Source organism: Flavobacterium lindanitolerans, assembly GCF_002846575.1.
Lineage (GTDB): Bacteria > Bacteroidota > Bacteroidia > Flavobacteriales > Flavobacteriaceae > Flavobacterium > Flavobacterium lindanitolerans.
On sequence record NZ_PJND01000007.1, the window covers coordinates 550,223 to 565,488 of the forward strand.

Below are 15,266 nucleotides of genomic sequence, written 5' to 3' on the forward strand. Positions count from 1 at the left end.
AAAAAAGACTTTTATGAATTTTTCTCAAAAAAGTCTTTCGTTATTATTTTTGTCTCATTCCGCTCAGGCCTTTTCGAATAAAGAAGACTCCAAACAAAGCAAGAACAATCAATTTTAATGGTTGGGATTGCTGTTCGGTTTCCAGAAAAAGCATTTCATACAAAACATAGAGAAATGCTAAAAAAGTCAGTCCATAAACAATCTTGAAAAATAACGGTTCCGAACTGATAAAATTCTTGTCCGCCATTTGGTCTTATTTTTTGTTTTGGTACAAAACAGGGTTCAACTCATCGTCATTATACATCTTCATCTGCTTATAGACCTTCATGAACTTATCTCCTTTTTCAATGTCTGTAAGCAAATCGTCAATAGCCGTAGACAAATCTGAACGCTGCTCCAAAAGTACATTCAATTTGGTCTGGCAAGCATTTCTATGCTCTTGTGTAGCATCTTCACGCGTAGCTTCTTCGTTCATGTGATAAATCTTCAATGCCAGGATTGACAATCTGTCAAATGCCCATGCCGGACTTTCAGAGTTTATCTTCGCATTGTCTTTTACTTTAACACCGCTGTATTTTTTCAGGAAATAACTGTCGATATATTCTACCATATCTGTTCTTTCCTGGTTTGAAGCATCAATTCTTCTTTTCAGTTTCAAAGCTGCAACAGGGTCGATGTTGGGGTCACGGATTATATCTTCTAAATGCCATTGCACTGTATCTATCCAGTTTTTCAAGTACAACAAATGTTCAAATGTGTCATTTGAATACGGATTGTTAATTGGCTGGTCTACATTATCATATTTATGATAATCCTTAATGCTCTGTTCGAATACGGAATAGGCTAGTTTTGAAAACATATTTTTACAATTAAAATACAAATATACTTTTTATACCTTTATGGCAGGGAAAAATTTTAGAAAGCAGACTTTAGACTTTAGACTTTAGATTGCAGAACTCATAGCTTAGGAACTTAGTACCTCAAAAACTTAGAAACTTAAAAAACATGCAAATACATTACTTATCAGAAGCCAACAGCGTTTTAAACCATTTCTTAGGACAAATCCGCAATGTAAACGTACAGAAAGACAGTATGCGTTTTCGCAGGAATATTGAACGTATTGGTGAAATAATGTCGTATGAGCTCAGCAAAAATCTTCATTATAAGGATGTCGAAATCCAAACGCCTCTTGGTATTAAAAAAACCACTGAAATTCAGGATGATTTGGTTTTATGTTCCATATTGCGTGCCGGATTACCCCTGCATTTGGGTTTCCTGAATTATTTTGATAGTGCTGAAAACGGATTTGTATCTGCCTACCGCCATCATTATAATAATGATGATTCTTTTGAAATCAAGGTAGAATATCAGGCCGTTCCTAGCATTGAAAACAAGAACCTTTTACTCATAGACCCAATGTTAGCTACAGGCCAATCTATGGTGGCTGTCTTTAATAAATTGATGGAAAAAGGAACCCCAAAAGAGGTCCATATTGCTGTAGTAATTGCCGTACCGGAAGGGATTTCCTATTTGCAGGAACATCTTCCCGATTATTGCCATCTTTGGGTAGCCACTCTTGATGAAAGGCTGAATGAGAAAAATTATATTGTTCCCGGTTTAGGAGATGCCGGCGATCTGGCCTATGGCAATAAGCTATAATTGCGAAAAAAACGTCAACAGACTACAGCCCACAATCACATAAACAAAGGTTTCTTTTAGCCAGTTGATTTGCATCGACTCAATATAATTGGTTGCCATGATAGCTACCGGAGCAAAAGTATATACAAGCAAGCTATTATTTTTATTGGAAGAAATCAGAAAAACAACAGCACCAAGACAAAACGCAACAATTATCTTTTTGTAAGAGGATTGCATGTTTAACGGTTTGTTTGGCAGTGTCAATGCCTGTGTTATAAAAAAGAAAGCTGCCGAAACCACATAAAGTGAAAGCGCAAAATTTTGATAGTTGTTGGTAAAGTAATTAAAATTAAAATCAATTAAGGCGCTATCAACTACTGTCTCAATTAGGCTTCTGTCAAAAATCAGCGCATACATCAGAGTGATGATTCCAACTGCAAAAAAGGAAATAAATGGCAATATCCAGTTTCTGTAATCTCTGGAAACGTGGAAAAGAATCGATACGAAAACAATCAGGATAAACAGAATACTCCAGAAGTGAAAAATGGCCGCGATAAAAATCCAAAGCGAAGCATCAAATATTTTTTCTTTTGGTGTGAGTAGCGATTGCAATGAAATCAGCCTGCGTAGTGCCAAAAGTATAAAGAAGTTGGAAATAATCAGGTTTACGTTGATTAATGTTGTTGGAAATAAAATCAGAAAAGAGAAGAAAAAAAGAAACGTATAGCTATTGTCCTTGCTTAATCCGTTCTTTTTGGTCACGAAATTTACAATAAAAAGAGACCCTACTAAAAGTAGCAGCAGACCTATGCAGGACAGAACTCCTTCGGCAGAATCTACCCGTTCAGGAAATTTTTGAAGGTATAAAAAATAGCATACAACTAACAGCGTTGAAATAATTATATAATTTAACGGCCTAGATTTGCTAAAAATGCTTGTAATCATGAGGATATTTTATACTTTTGCAGTGTAAAGATACTACTTGTTCTAAAATGAACTATGATAAAGTTGATCTCTACAGAAATTTTAGAAGTTCATAAAATAAAACATAACAAACGATATGAAATCATTTTTCGAAGGAATACAATATTTATTCGTAGACATTTTATTCAAACCGCTTGATTTTTTCAGAGAATTAGAATTGAAAAACTGGTGGGCTGCCAACACACTGAACTGGATTTTTATGATTATCTGTGCTGTGGCAATTGTTTATTGGATCAAGCAATTAAAATTGCACAAAGCCAACAACGACGAGTTCCAGGATACTACAGCTCATTCTTTCTTAGAGTAGGCTATTCTAAATAAAACAAAAAACCGGGAATATATACTTCCCGGTTTTTTTTGTTGATTATAGGTCAAACCCGATATCTTTTCTGAAATACATATTATCAAAATTCAGTTTTCCAATATTATGATATGATTTTTGGATAGCTTCTTTAAAATTATCACCATAAGATGTCACTGCCAGCACTCTTCCTCCATTAGTCACTATCTGCCCATCCGCCATTTTGGTTCCGGCATGGAAAACAATAGAATCTGAAACGAATTCGATTCCGGAAATAACTTTCCCTTTTTCATAATCTTCCGGATAGCCGCCTGAAACGACCATTATGGTCGTCGCGCTTCGGGGATCTATTTCTAAAGTAGCCTGGTCTAATTTTTCATTGGCAACAGCTAAAAACAGTTCAACCAAATCTGACTTTAATCTTGGTATGACAACTTCAGTTTCCGGGTCGCCCATCCTAACGTTGTACTCAATAACCATTGGCTCATTCTTCACATTAATCAGCCCTATGAATATAAATCCTTTGTACTCTATTCCATCCTTTTGCAATCCGGCAATAGTTGGCTTTACGATTCGGCTTTCAATTTTTTCCAATAATACGGAATCGGCAAAAGGAACAGGTGAAACGGCTCCCATTCCTCCGGTATTCAAACCCGTATCGCCTTCTCCAATTCTTTTATAATCTTTAGCAGTTGGAAGTATCTTGTAGTTTTTGCCGTCCGTTAAAACAAAACAGCTCAATTCAATACCGTCTAAAAATTCTTCGATTACAACTTTGGAGCTTGCCTGACCAAATTTTTCACCAACAAGCATATTGGCTAATTCTGTTTTGGCTTCTTCCAAATCCTGAATAATCAGAACGCCTTTACCAGCTGCCAATCCATCTGCTTTCAAAACATAAGGAGGCTCAAGTGTTTCCAGAAATTGCTGTCCTTTTTCTAAGGTTTCTTTAGTAAAACTTCCATAAGCAGCGGTTGGAATACTATTCTTTACCAGAAATTCTTTTGCAAACTCCTTACTTCCTTCCAATTGCGCTCCAACTTTTGACGGACCAATAACGGGAATGTGTTTCAGGCTTTCGTCATTTTTAAAGAAATCATAAATTCCGGCAACCAAAGGGTCTTCCGGTCCTACAACAACCATGTCAATTTTTTCCTGGTTGGCGAAGTTTTTTATGGCTGCAAAATCGGTTGGACTGATATTGATGTTTTTTGCAATTGTTTCTGTACCAGCATTTCCTGGTGCTACAAATAATTTTGAGCATTTTGTGCTCTGCAATATTTTCCAGGCCAAAGCATGTTCTCTTCCGCCAGAACCTAATAATAAAATTGTCATTGTTGTGTTGTTTGTTTAATTAAGTGCCAAAATTAATTGCTTTTGAAGATAAAAAATAATTAATTTACTAAAAACTATCAACTTTCAGGCTGTGTTTAAACTTTTTGACTTTTCCTTAAAAATTAGCGGCTTTCCCATAGATGAAGCCCGATTGGAATTTGACAATATTCTTGAAATTCCGGAAGCGAGTTATGAGAGTTATATTCTTGGGAAAAGAAAGCAGATTGTTGATTACCACCTGAAAAACAATTCTTTTTATCGCCAATTGGCCTTAGGAAAGACTTCTGAAGATTGGAACGCTTTGCCTGTTCTTACCAAAAAGGAACTGCAACAGCCTTTAGATTTGAGACTTTCCCAAGGTTTAACTGCTAAAAATGTATTTGTAAACAAGACTTCCGGTTCCAGTGGCGACCCATTTATTTTTGCGAAAGATAATTATTCGCATGCTATGACCTGGGCATCAAATATGTACCGATTTGGGTGGTATGGAATTGATTTTAACAGCTCGTATCAGGCACGATTCTATGGTATCCCGTTAGATTTTATAGGAAATAAAAAGGAGCGTCTCAAGGATTTTTTAGGACATAGATTCCGTTTCCCGATTTTTGATTTGTCTGATCCGGTTCTGGAAAAATTTTTAGGTCATTTTAAACGCAAAAAGTTTGACTATATCAACGGATATACAAGTTCTATTGTACTATTTGCAAAATATCTGGAGCGTAAAAATCTTATTCTCAAAAACATTTGTCCTACTCTAAAAGTATGTATTGTTACTTCAGAAATGTTATTTGAAAAGGATAAAAAACTAATGGAAAAACAGTTTGGAGTGCGTGTTGTTAATGAATACGGTGCTTCAGAATTGGACCTGATTGCTTTTGAAAATCAAAAAGGAGAATGGCAGGTCAATGCGGAAACCTTATTTGTTGAGATTTTGGATGATGACGGACAACCGGTTCCGCATGGTACGCAAGGCCGGGTAGTAATTACTTCATTATATAACAAGGCACATCCTTTTATCCGTTATGATATTGGTGATATTGGTATACTTGATGAGAAAAGTACGTTCAAAAAACCGATTCTAAAACAATTGACCGGACGGACAAATGATGTAGCCGTGCTGCCAAGTGGTAAAAAAGCACCGGGATTGACTTTTTATTATATTACAAAAAGCATAATCGAGGACGATGGAAACGTCAAAGAGTTTATCATAAAACAGACTTCTATCGATTCTTTTGAAGTTGACTATGTAAGCGAAACAGAACTGACATTAGAACAGATTGCCAAAATTGAAGATGCCATTTCCTTGTACCTAGAACCGAACTTAAAATTCACATTCCTCCGAAAATCTTCTTTAGCCCGAACTAATCGCGGTAAGCTTAAACAATTCCAATCATTACTCAGGTCTTGATTTTTTCACATACTTTGGTTTGATGAAAAAATGGGTAAATAAAAATCCAATCATGCAGATTACTGACCCAATAATACTTTTGTGATGAAAATCCCTGTAAACTTTGTAATTGTGCCTTAAAAGCACTGTTTTGGATGCAGAAATGGAATTTTCACGAATTCTGTAAATCGCCAGGCTTTCCGGGACGGGTTCCGCGGTTTTTATTTTTTTGAGTATGTTGAGCCACATCATCCAGTCCTGACGTTTCCGCGCTGAAGAAATGGCTATTTTTCCAAAAAAATTCACATCATAAATTCCTGTCAGATTTCCCACCCAATTGCTCCAGAACAATTGACGATAGGTTAGTTTTTGTGGTGCCTGGATAATTTTTCCCAATGCTTTTCCACTTTCATCAATACATTCGTAATACGAAAAGGTAAAAGGCTGGTTTTTTGAGGTCATAAATTCAACCTGCTTTTGAAGCTTTTCCGGTTTCCACAGGTCGTCAGAATCCAAAAAAGAAATATACCTGCCCTTTGCTAAAGTAATTGCCTTATTTCTGGCAACTCCGGTTCCTGAGTTTTGATCCAATTGATATAATTGAATCCTGCTATCGGTAAGGAATTCTTTTATTATGGAAACCGTGTCGTCTGTTGATCCGTCGTCGACAATAATCATTTCCCAATCCTGATAGGTTTGGTTTTTAATCGATTGTATCGTATCAGAAATAAATTTTTCGGAATTGAAAGAGGGTGTAATAATGGAAACCAGATGCCCTTTCATTGTTAATAGGCTTTTTCTTCTCCTTTGATAGCATTGATTACTGTGAGGAAAATGATTTTGATATCCAATAACAACGACCAGTTTTCAAGATAGAAAATATCAAATTTTACACGATAAATAATATCCTTATCGCTTTCGACTTCACCCCTGAAGCCCTTAGTTTGTGCCAAACCTGTAATGCCCGGCTTGATAAAGTGGCGCACCATAAACTTGTCAATCCTTCTGGCATACATTTCTGTATGGCTCACCATATGAGGTCTTGGTCCTACAACAGACATATCGCCTAATAAAACATTGAAGAATTGAGGTAATTCGTCAATACTGGTTTTTCTTATGAATTTACCAACTTTTGTAATTCTAGGATCGTTTTTAGAAACCTGATATAAATCTGCTATTTCATTCAGTCTCATTGAACGGAATTTATAACAGTAGAATTCTTTATAGTTCAATCCGTTTCTCTTTTGTTTGAAGAAAACGCTTCCTTTTGATTCAAGCCTTATAAGGAGCGCCAGTATTGGAATTAACCAGGAAAGAATCCCCACAATAATTAATAAAGAAAAAACGATATCAAATATTCGTTTTATTATTTTATTGGCTACTTCATCCAAAGGTATATTTCTTAATGAAATAATTGGAATATAGTCATAATAATCAAAGATTAGGTTTCTGGCCAGAATCTCTTTATTATCCGGAAGAAACTTCAATATTTTTAGGTTATTATCCGTAAAATCAATAAACCTGTTTAAATCGGCATTTGATAAATCCGACAGAGAACAATAGATTTCATCAATTTTGTTCTCCAGAACAAACTTAAAACATTCGTCTATCTGTTCTTTTTTATTTGGAGTCAATGTAAATACCTTTTCCAATTTATATCCATAATCCGGATTTTCATTAAAAAAATCTCCTAATTGGATGGTGCTTTTTCCATTTCCAACAATAACTACTCTTCTAAAATTCCCTCCAAAAACAACTCTGAATCTTCGTAATGAAAAATAGATGAAAAACTTGGCAAGACTGACTAGGATAAGTGAAAACGAAACGAATTCGATCATTTTCGAAGGTTCGGAAAATTTGAGGTAAAATCCGATAAATGCAAAATTGATGAGCAGGAAGAATAAATATTGCTTTAAGATATTGCTGAAAATCTCAATAACTTTGGTATAACGGTAGACTTCATAGAAACCAATATTCCAGGCAATGATTAGCCAGGAAATAGAAATGAAAAAATGATATCCTAACAGGTTTAGTGTTTCCGGCAATAGAAAATTGGCTAGGATATTGATGATAATCAAATCCAGCACATATGAAAATGGCCTTATATAGCCAGAATATCTTCCAGTTTTTTTGCGCACTTAAAAAATATATTTTGAGAAATCTTTATGCTCTTCCTTCAACAATTCTTCCGATGATAAAGATTTAAAATATTCATAGGTTATTCTCATTCCTTCTGATCTCGATACTTTAGGCTCCCAACCCAAAAGTTCTTTTGCTTTTGTAATATCCGGCTGTCTTTGAAGCGGATCATTTATCGGTAAAGGACGATATACTACCTTTTGATTTGTTCCTGTTAAATTGATAATTTCTTCCGCAAAATCCTTAATTGTTATTTCATCCGGATTACCAATATTTACAGGATATATATAATCTGAATGCAATAATCTGAAAATTCCTTCTACCTGGTCGTCAACATAACAAAAAGATCTCGTCTGCATTCCGTCACCAAATATAGTCAAATCCTCGCCTCTAAGCGCCTGACCTATAAAAGCGGGAATTACCCTTCCGTCATTTAATCGCATTCTTGGCCCATAGGTATTGAAAATCCTGACAATTCTGGTTTCAACGCCATGAAAAGTATGGTAGGCCATGGTTATGGATTCCTGAAAACGTTTGGCTTCATCATAAACTCCTCTTGGTCCTATAGTATTTACGTTTCCATAATATTCTTCGGTTTGCGGATGAATTAATGGATCTCCATACACCTCAGATGTAGATGCTATTAATATTCTTGATTTTTTTACTCTCGCCAATCCCAGAAGATTGTGAGTTCCCAGAGATCCAACTTTTAGTGTCTGTATAGGGATTTTGAGATAGTCTATTGGGCTGGCTGGCGATGCAAAATGTAATATATAATCTAATCTGCCCGGTATATGAACAAACTTGGTTATATCGTGGTGGTAAAATTCGAAATTTTCAAGTTTGAATAAATGTTCAATATTCTTTAAATCACCCGTAATAAGATTGTCCATTCCAATTACAAAATAACCTTCTTTTAAGAAACGATCACACAAATGGGATCCTAAGAACCCTGCCGCTCCGGTTATTAATATTCTTTTCATGCCAGATTAATCTTTTAATTGTGAAATTTTCATGGAAAAACTATTTGATTTAGCCACAAAAATAAATGTTCCCAAAAATAGGATTATCATTTACAACAAAAAACTATAATCGTTAATATTTAAAAAAAAATAATTTATACAATAAAAAACAAAGACATGAAAAGTAAGTTTATTTTGACGATTTTTCACCTAAAAAACAATTATATATTTGATTTATAGATATTTTCTAATTTTTTTATATTATCAATAATATTGAAATTTTCAGCAAAATATTTTTTAGCATTTTGAGAAAATTTTAAATAAAGTTCCTCATTATTTAAAATTTCAATGATTTTTCTGGAAAAACTTTCCGGATGACTGTCTTTAATTACAAAACCATTAAAATCGTTTATGATTAAATCTCTGTTTCCATCACAATCACTAACTACACAGGGTTTGCATAGTGCTAAACTTTCAATTATAGAATAAGGCAAGCCTTCATAACGTGCTGTAGAAATATATAATTTAGAATCATTTATTATTCTAAAAATATCTTGTCGGTTTGTCCAGTTTAACAAAGTAATGTTAGATTTTAAATCTAGCTTACTTATTAAATCATTTATAGAATCTAATTGTGGTGAATGGTACCCTACTCCCATCAAAACCAAATGGATGTGTTTTTGGTGTTTCTTAATCTCAAAAAGAACCTGAATCATCAGCTCTATATTTTTTTGAAATGAAGGTCTTCCAACTGTACATATATAATCATCTGGCCAATTTTTTTCAATTGTAAGTTCTGATAACTGATCTATTGGTAGAATAGAATTATTAAATAAAATTGTTTTTTTTTCTACATATCCAACCTCTTTGATAGCTCTGTTTTTTTCAGAATTCGAAGATGCCAATAATATAGAATTGCCATTTGCAAATAATTTTTCGATAGTGATGTAAACTTTTCTTTTTAAGAAGTTTTCTGTACTTAAATAAGAATAAGCCTGAGGTGTATGTAATACTTTAATACCGAGCATTCGACCTACCATTCGACCAACTATACCTCCTTTTGCGCTATGGGAATGTATGAGATCTGGCTTTTCCTTTTTTATTATCTTATAGGCTTGAATAATTGATTTTAAATCGTTTTTAAAAGATATGTCTCTATTGATAGGTATTCTATAACTCTTTAATTTTTGATTGTTTTTATCAAGAAATACATCTTCAGTATCTTTTTGTCCATGGATAATTACATTTTCAAATTCTATATTATTAATATTAGACAGAATAAGACGTAAAGAAACATCAACTCCTCCAACTGAATGTAATATATGAACTATTTTATTCCTTTTCATTTATTTTGTTTTTTAATAAAAAAAGAGAGGTAAAGATAGCAAAGATGTAGCATCCAAATTGTCTGGAAAGAACATTTTCAAAGAGAAAGAAAAATAAGAAACTTATTAATATCGCTACAGCAAAAAAGTTATATCTGTATAAGTATAAAGAAAAAAAATAAAATGACACTAAAGCTAAAAAACCAATTATTCCTGAACTAAGGAAAAAAGCTAAAAATTGATTGTGCGTATTAAATCTTCTTTCTAAAAACCAACCCCTTCTTGATTCATTACTTATTTTTTGAGAATAGCAATTAATCAATCCGGCACTAATTTCAGTTTCACTTTTATATCCCACTATATAATTAAATTCTTCCTTTTTAGTTAAATCATAGGCACATGGCCAAATTACATATCTAGGTTCGAAGATAGCAATTTTTGAAAGTGTTCCTTCTATATCTTTATTTATATGAAATCGCTCTAAAATGTTTTTGTTTAGAGATATAATTGTTACTATTATTAAAATCCAAAAACCTATAAATGTGAACTTATAACGTTTTGAAATTTTTAAATAGAAAAATATATACAGAAAGAATAAAAACAACAGAGTTATAAAAGAGTTTCTTGCTGCTATTAGAACTATAAAAAAAATCGACATTATACTAAAAAATATAAACAGACCTTTATTCTTATCGTTATCTCTTATTTTTTCTAATGAAAGTATTAATCCCATTAAGGACATAAAACCAGCATAAGGCCTTTCCAGAACTAGGAGTTCATTTACAAGTAGCCCATCTCCGAGAGGGAAATTATTAAAAATTATATAGTGCTTCGTTATTTTGAAAATTGATACTGCTATCATCAACTGTATGCTAACTATAAGAGCAGTTTTTATTTTCTCTATATCCTTAATTTTTAAAAAAAGTATGGGAATTACCAAAACAAACAGATACCTGCTAAGTAGCTTCTGATCTATTATTAAACTATTATTTATAAGGGCCTTAATAAAAATAAAAAGGAATAAAGAATATAGAATATAAAAAGGAACTGTTTTTATTCTATCCAATTTAACTTTTTTTATATCGAGGATAAAAGAAAAAACAAGTAATCCTAGAACAATACTTGGAAAAGCTAATGAAAAAGGCAAAAGAAGCAGCATGCCTATAAACAAATAATCATAGCTATTTTCAATAATCTTCTTCATCTCTAGTTATAAATTTTATTCATTTCCCAAAAATCACTTCTTCTTGATAACAAAAACATTATTAAAATAAACACTTTTGTCTCCGGGAAGTAAGAATCCAAAAACTGAACCTACAATATTGAAGTAAATTATGAAAGGAATTAGCAATATTTGTTTTAAAATTTTATTTGCTGGTAATAATGTTTTTACATAGTTAATACTAAACTGTGCTATAACTTTTAGGTTATTTCCTGTTTTATGATGGGAAACTATTTCAAACCCATATTTTTCATATAAATATACCAGTGCCGGTGTTGTATAACGACCAAAATCATGTGGCATTTCATGCTCTTCCCACATAAAAGGTGTTGTAATTAAAGCTGTTCCATTAGGTTTTAGAACTCTTTGAAACTCTGACAGTAATTCTTCTATATTAAAAACATGCTCTAAAACCTCCGTACAAAGCATGGTGTCGAAATAATTGTCTTCGAAAGGTATTGTTTTTCCATCATAAAAAAAGTCGACCGTATTCTGGCGATGCTCCCAACCGTCAATTTTTAAATCAATTCCTATGTATCTTGAAACATTAGTAAAATATTTTTTATATGGTTTAGTTCCGCATCCAAAATCTAATAATATTCCTTTTGCATTCAGAGCATTTTTTTTTATCTGACTATTTAATTCCTTTCTTATTAAATAGTTATTGTTTATACAAAAGCCTAAAAATTTAGGTTCAAATTTTTCCTTTTGTATACTTTTTTTAATGAAGTCTATCATTTCGTTTTTTTATTTTTTTTAATGCTGCAATCCATTTGTTGGGGGTAATACAAATAATGATATTCCTAAAAAGCCCGTATATTGGATAGTAACCAAAATAAAAATTATCTTTTATTACTTTTAATCTGCTTCGAATTTGTTGATTTCTCTTAGATAATGAAATACCATTCGGATTAATTTCGACATTTACCAAACATTCTTCCAGATTTTCTGTAATAAAGTGTTTGACTACTTTCATTGCAAATGCAAAATCTTCAGCCGATTTATAATTTGTGGGATAATATCCTACCGTTTTTATAATTTCATTATCAAACATAAATGTTGGATGAACAAATACCGCATTCAAATATATGCGTTTTTTTATCTCGGAATGTTTTAATGGAAAATTATATCTGAATAAAAAATTCCCTTCCATATCAAAAGCATTTGCATTTGCTCCTATAAATTTTATGTTCTTGTTATCTTCTAAGAATTTATGTTGTATCTGAAATCTTTTCCCCACACAAACATCACCAACATCCAACCTGGCAGTAAATTGATAATTATTGTTCAGAATATAATCCAAACCGTGATTTAATGCGTGTTCAATGCCTTTATTCTCTTGCAAATAGAGAAATTTTATTGTTCCGTTTGCTTTAAATGCTTTGATTAAAACATCTTCATCTATTTTTTCTCTAGTACTTCCATCATCTACAATTACAATATCTATAAATTCCGAAGAATCAATTGAGTTTATGGAAGTCACTAAACCCCTAAAATTATTATAATGAGGAATTAATAGTGCAACTTTATTCATATGCATTTTCCTGCTTATTTGTCAAGACTGTTAAGATTGCCAAATATAACCAAAGTCCATACAATCTGAAAGTATCTATTTGAAGTAAATTTATAAACAGACCCGATAATCCGACCAATAGAATTATTGCCAGTACTTGTTTTTCACCGCTCTTATTTTTTATAAGAAATTTGATTTTTTTGATACTGAAATAAATCAAGAATATAAAAATTGAAATGCCAACCAATCCTAATTCCGACAAAATTCTGGTATACATATTGTAGCTGGGTGGAAAAGCTTTGACAGCAGGGTTTTTATAAGCTTCTTTAAATTCATAATTGTTCTTTACTGCCCAGGCCGGATAGTGAAAGCGACTGTAATATGTCTGCTGTCCATAACCTACTCCAATAATAGGATGTTCTAAGAAAACCTGGAGCGCTGCATATTGCATCCCAAAACGGGATTGATTTGAGATATTTTTTGTCAGGTTACTTCTAAAATCAAGTGAGTCTATCTTTTCTTCAAAAGCATTAATTATCTTATCTCCATTAAAGATAAAAATACATACTGTTAAAAACGAAAAAACAACTGTAGCTCTGATTGTATTCTTAATTATTTTTTCTTTTGATACAGTTGTCAGAAAGAAAATAATAACCTGTATAAATATTACAATCAATGCTGTCCTTGAACCGGAATAGAAAGTAAGAACGAGTATAAGTATTGTAGGAAGATATTTCAAAATACCTTTATTGGTTAACATATAACTAAACATCCAACCTGATATGGTTATTAAATAAACTGCAAAAAAAGGAGGCTCATCAGCAATTGAGGAAATTCTGTCTCCAATAAGTCTTTTTTCAAAAAAAGGAAAATAATCCAAAACATAAAAAGCATAACGTGCTAATGAAATCCCATAATAGCCCGCTAGTACTTCAAAAAAACCAACTATTGAAGCGGTAAATAAGGAGTATAAAAAAACCGTTCTTATTTTATAAAGTATTTCTTTTATTTCCATTTTTATTAACACATTATAGTAAAAAAGGAAAAAAACGATACCAGATAACAGTAAGGAGATATATTGGCGTATAAATCTATTAATTCCTGTTGTGTGCTTAAAATAACTGCTTTCAACATTTGTAAAATTTAATAATGTTGAAAGAAAGCACCAGCCTAAAAACACCAGAATTATTTTAAAAACAGAATTATATAAGGGTAATGATATTTTTTTTTGAAAAAAAAGTAAAATAAAACCTAACAGAAAAAAATAAGCTCCGGATTCATTTTTAAATTCTCCTAGTGCTTTAATCCCTTCAAAAGAGTTAAATGGGAAAAAAAATAGGCCGAGAAAAAAAAGAAGATGGTAAGGTTTATTTAATGAAAACATTTACTTTTTGATTTAAAGATCTGAATATTTCAGAAAGTTTAGGGGTGTATATTTTATTTAACAGGAAACCTAAAATATGAGCTGTGGTAATTAATTTATTTCTTATTATAAACATCATTACGATTTCTAATAAACCCTTATTTTTTAAAAGTTCCTGTTTATATTTTTTTGACGAAAGAACCACATCGTTATTTAAAATAATTCTTTTATACAGCAGATTTCTCTCCTTTTGGGTAATTTGATCGTCAATTGCACCTTTAAACAAATAATATAAAGAGAGATTTACAAGTTTTACGGCTTGAAATTTCTTTACTTCTTCATACGGAATTGTAATATTTGTAAGACTCTTAATATCAATATTATAGTTTTCTATTATTCTATCAAAAAAAGAGTTTTCAGCTATTTTTCTTGAGGCACTACCAATAGTTTCTCTGTAAAAATAACCACAATAATCTATAAAAAAAAGTGTCTTTGCATGACTAATTACCTGAATATTAAATAAAATGTCTTCCTCAAGGGAAAATTTCTTCAAAAAAAAGAAATTGTTGTCTTGTAGAAATTTTCTTCGATAAATCTTATTCCAAACCGCAGGCAATACTATATCCTCATTTTTAATCAGACTTGGAATAATCTTTTTATTGATTGATGCATTATCATACAAGAAACCATACTCAAATACTGTTTTTTTCTTTACATATTTACCGTCTCTGCCTAAATAATAATCCGAAACAACAACATCTGCATTTTTCTTTACTGCTTCTTTATATAAAACTTCAAACATATCATTAGTAACGAAATCATCCGAATCAATAAAACCGATATATTCTCCTTTTGCTGACTCTATCCCTGTATTTCTGGCAACGCTAACACCACTGTTTTTTTGATTTATGAGAATAATTCTTGAATCTTCTATCAGATGTTTTTGAATTAATTCAACGCTTTTATCATTAGAACCGTCATTTACAAAAATAAACTCACAATCAGAGAGAGTTTGCTTGGTAAGTGATTCTATACATTCTTCAATATGTTTTTCCCCATTGTATACAGGGATTATAATACTTAATTTTAATTCCATA

The 15,266-nt window shown here is 32.0% G+C and carries 16 protein-coding genes; 3 read left to right on the forward strand and 13 right to left on the reverse strand.

The annotated features are described in order from the left end of the window. Positions 1–43 precede the first annotated feature (43 nt). Both B0G92_RS02430 and B0G92_RS02435 read right to left on the reverse strand, forming a co-directional pair. On the reverse strand, positions 44–247 hold the full coding sequence (locus B0G92_RS02430) for a hypothetical protein (protein ID WP_056067167.1): 204 nt from the start codon (positions 245–247) through the stop codon (positions 44–46). 6 nt (positions 248–253) lie between these two features. Further along, positions 254–859 (reverse strand): DUF4254 domain-containing protein, encoded by a 606-nt coding sequence (locus tag B0G92_RS02435; RefSeq protein WP_101470974.1) that lies wholly within the window; start codon positions 857–859, stop codon positions 254–256. A 146-nt stretch (positions 860–1,005) separates the two neighbouring features. On the opposite strand from B0G92_RS02435, the gene upp reads away from it, so the two are divergent. Continuing rightward, positions 1,006–1,659 carry a uracil phosphoribosyltransferase gene (gene upp, locus B0G92_RS02440; RefSeq protein ID WP_056067163.1) on the forward strand — a complete coding sequence of 218 codons (654 nt, stop codon included), beginning with the start codon at positions 1,006–1,008 and terminating at the stop codon, positions 1,657–1,659. On the opposite strand, the gene B0G92_RS02445 is transcribed toward upp, so the two are convergent. Then, the gene (locus B0G92_RS02445; RefSeq protein ID WP_101470975.1) at positions 1,654–2,583 is read right to left on the reverse strand and encodes a DUF6427 family protein; all 930 of its coding nucleotides are present in this window, start codon (positions 2,581–2,583) and stop codon (positions 1,654–1,656) included. The genes upp and B0G92_RS02445 overlap by 6 nt on opposite strands. Before the next feature lie 115 nt (positions 2,584–2,698). Between B0G92_RS02445 and B0G92_RS02450 the strand changes: the two genes are divergently transcribed. Continuing rightward, positions 2,699–2,929 (forward strand): DUF6341 family protein, encoded by a 231-nt coding sequence (locus B0G92_RS02450; protein WP_056067159.1) that lies wholly within the window; start codon positions 2,699–2,701, stop codon positions 2,927–2,929. Positions 2,930–2,986: 57 nt separating this feature from the next. Here the strand turns inward: B0G92_RS02450 and purD are convergent, their stop codons facing one another. Continuing rightward, the gene (gene purD / locus B0G92_RS02455; protein ID WP_101470976.1) at positions 2,987–4,258 is read right to left on the reverse strand and encodes a phosphoribosylamine--glycine ligase; all 1,272 of its coding nucleotides are present in this window, start codon (positions 4,256–4,258) and stop codon (positions 2,987–2,989) included. Between the two features lie 91 nt (positions 4,259–4,349). Here purD and B0G92_RS02460 point away from each other — a divergent pair, with 91 nt between their 5' ends. Continuing rightward, positions 4,350–5,666: a phenylacetate--CoA ligase family protein gene (locus B0G92_RS02460; RefSeq protein ID WP_101470977.1), complete on the forward strand. Its 1,317-nt coding sequence runs from the start codon at positions 4,350–4,352 to the stop codon at positions 5,664–5,666. On the opposite strand, the gene B0G92_RS02465 is transcribed toward B0G92_RS02460, so the two are convergent. From B0G92_RS02465 to B0G92_RS02505, 9 genes are all read right to left on the reverse strand, one after another. Continuing rightward, complete coding sequence (locus B0G92_RS02465; protein ID WP_101470978.1) at positions 5,652–6,428, reverse strand: glycosyltransferase family 2 protein; 777 nt, start codon at positions 6,426–6,428, stop codon at positions 5,652–5,654. The genes B0G92_RS02460 and B0G92_RS02465 overlap by 15 nt on opposite strands. 2 nt (positions 6,429–6,430) lie before the next feature. Beyond that, on the reverse strand, positions 6,431–7,783 hold the full coding sequence (locus B0G92_RS02470; RefSeq protein WP_101470979.1) for an exopolysaccharide biosynthesis polyprenyl glycosylphosphotransferase: 1,353 nt from the start codon (positions 7,781–7,783) through the stop codon (positions 6,431–6,433). Further along, positions 7,784–8,767 carry a UDP-glucuronic acid decarboxylase family protein gene (locus B0G92_RS02475; RefSeq protein WP_101470980.1) on the reverse strand — a complete coding sequence of 328 codons (984 nt, stop codon included), beginning with the start codon at positions 8,765–8,767 and terminating at the stop codon, positions 7,784–7,786. A 200-nt stretch (positions 8,768–8,967) separates the two neighbouring features. Continuing rightward, on the reverse strand, positions 8,968–10,092 hold the full coding sequence (locus B0G92_RS02480; protein ID WP_101470981.1) for a glycosyltransferase: 1,125 nt from the start codon (positions 10,090–10,092) through the stop codon (positions 8,968–8,970). Then, the gene (locus B0G92_RS02485; protein ID WP_101470982.1) at positions 10,079–11,275 is read right to left on the reverse strand and encodes an O-antigen ligase family protein; all 1,197 of its coding nucleotides are present in this window, start codon (positions 11,273–11,275) and stop codon (positions 10,079–10,081) included. The genes B0G92_RS02480 and B0G92_RS02485 overlap by 14 nt, the downstream gene beginning before the upstream one ends. A gap of 33 nt (positions 11,276–11,308) precedes the next feature. Further along, positions 11,309–12,031 carry a class I SAM-dependent methyltransferase gene (locus B0G92_RS02490; protein WP_101470983.1) on the reverse strand — a complete coding sequence of 241 codons (723 nt, stop codon included), beginning with the start codon at positions 12,029–12,031 and terminating at the stop codon, positions 11,309–11,311. Further along, on the reverse strand, positions 12,015–12,827 hold the full coding sequence (locus tag B0G92_RS02495) for a glycosyltransferase (protein WP_180326393.1): 813 nt from the start codon (positions 12,825–12,827) through the stop codon (positions 12,015–12,017). The genes B0G92_RS02490 and B0G92_RS02495 overlap by 17 nt, the downstream gene beginning before the upstream one ends. Next, entirely contained in the window at positions 12,820–13,821 is a 1,002-nt protein-coding gene (locus B0G92_RS02500) for an O-antigen ligase family protein (protein WP_180326394.1), read from the reverse strand. The genes B0G92_RS02495 and B0G92_RS02500 overlap by 8 nt, the downstream gene beginning before the upstream one ends. A 352-nt stretch (positions 13,822–14,173) precedes the next feature. Further along, entirely contained in the window at positions 14,174–15,265 is a 1,092-nt protein-coding gene (locus B0G92_RS02505) for a glycosyltransferase family 2 protein (RefSeq protein WP_101470986.1), read from the reverse strand. Position 15,266 lies beyond the last annotated feature (1 nt).

Excerpts from the sequence above, each read along its gene's own strand:
- upp (WP_056067163.1), top strand. The coding sequence starts at position 1,006 with ATGCAAATACATTACTTATCAGAAGCCAACAGCGTTTTAAACCATTTC.
- B0G92_RS02475 (WP_101470980.1), bottom strand. The coding sequence starts at position 8,767 with ATGAAAAGAATATTAATAACCGGAGCGGCAGGGTTCTTAGGATCCCAT.
- B0G92_RS02500 (WP_180326394.1), bottom strand. The coding sequence starts at position 13,821 with ATGGAAATAAAAGAAATACTTTATAAAATAAGAACGGTTTTTTTATAC.
- B0G92_RS02435 (WP_101470974.1), bottom strand. The coding sequence starts at position 859 with ATGTTTTCAAAACTAGCCTATTCCGTATTCGAACAGAGCATTAAGGAT.
- B0G92_RS02490 (WP_101470983.1), bottom strand. The coding sequence starts at position 12,031 with ATGATAGACTTCATTAAAAAAAGTATACAAAAGGAAAAATTTGAACCT.
- B0G92_RS02485 (WP_101470982.1), bottom strand. The coding sequence starts at position 11,275 with ATGAAGAAGATTATTGAAAATAGCTATGATTATTTGTTTATAGGCATG.
- B0G92_RS02430 (WP_056067167.1), bottom strand. The coding sequence starts at position 247 with ATGGCGGACAAGAATTTTATCAGTTCGGAACCGTTATTTTTCAAGATT.
- B0G92_RS02450 (WP_056067159.1), top strand. The coding sequence starts at position 2,699 with ATGAAATCATTTTTCGAAGGAATACAATATTTATTCGTAGACATTTTA.
- B0G92_RS02505 (WP_101470986.1), bottom strand. The coding sequence starts at position 15,265 with ATGGAATTAAAATTAAGTATTATAATCCCTGTATACAATGGGGAAAAA.
- B0G92_RS02480 (WP_101470981.1), bottom strand. The coding sequence starts at position 10,092 with ATGAAAAGGAATAAAATAGTTCATATATTACATTCAGTTGGAGGAGTT.
- purD (WP_101470976.1), bottom strand. The coding sequence starts at position 4,258 with ATGACAATTTTATTATTAGGTTCTGGCGGAAGAGAACATGCTTTGGCC.
- B0G92_RS02495 (WP_180326393.1), bottom strand. The coding sequence starts at position 12,827 with ATGAATAAAGTTGCACTATTAATTCCTCATTATAATAATTTTAGGGGT.
- B0G92_RS02445 (WP_101470975.1), bottom strand. The coding sequence starts at position 2,583 with ATGATTACAAGCATTTTTAGCAAATCTAGGCCGTTAAATTATATAATT.
- B0G92_RS02465 (WP_101470978.1), bottom strand. The coding sequence starts at position 6,428 with ATGAAAGGGCATCTGGTTTCCATTATTACACCCTCTTTCAATTCCGAA.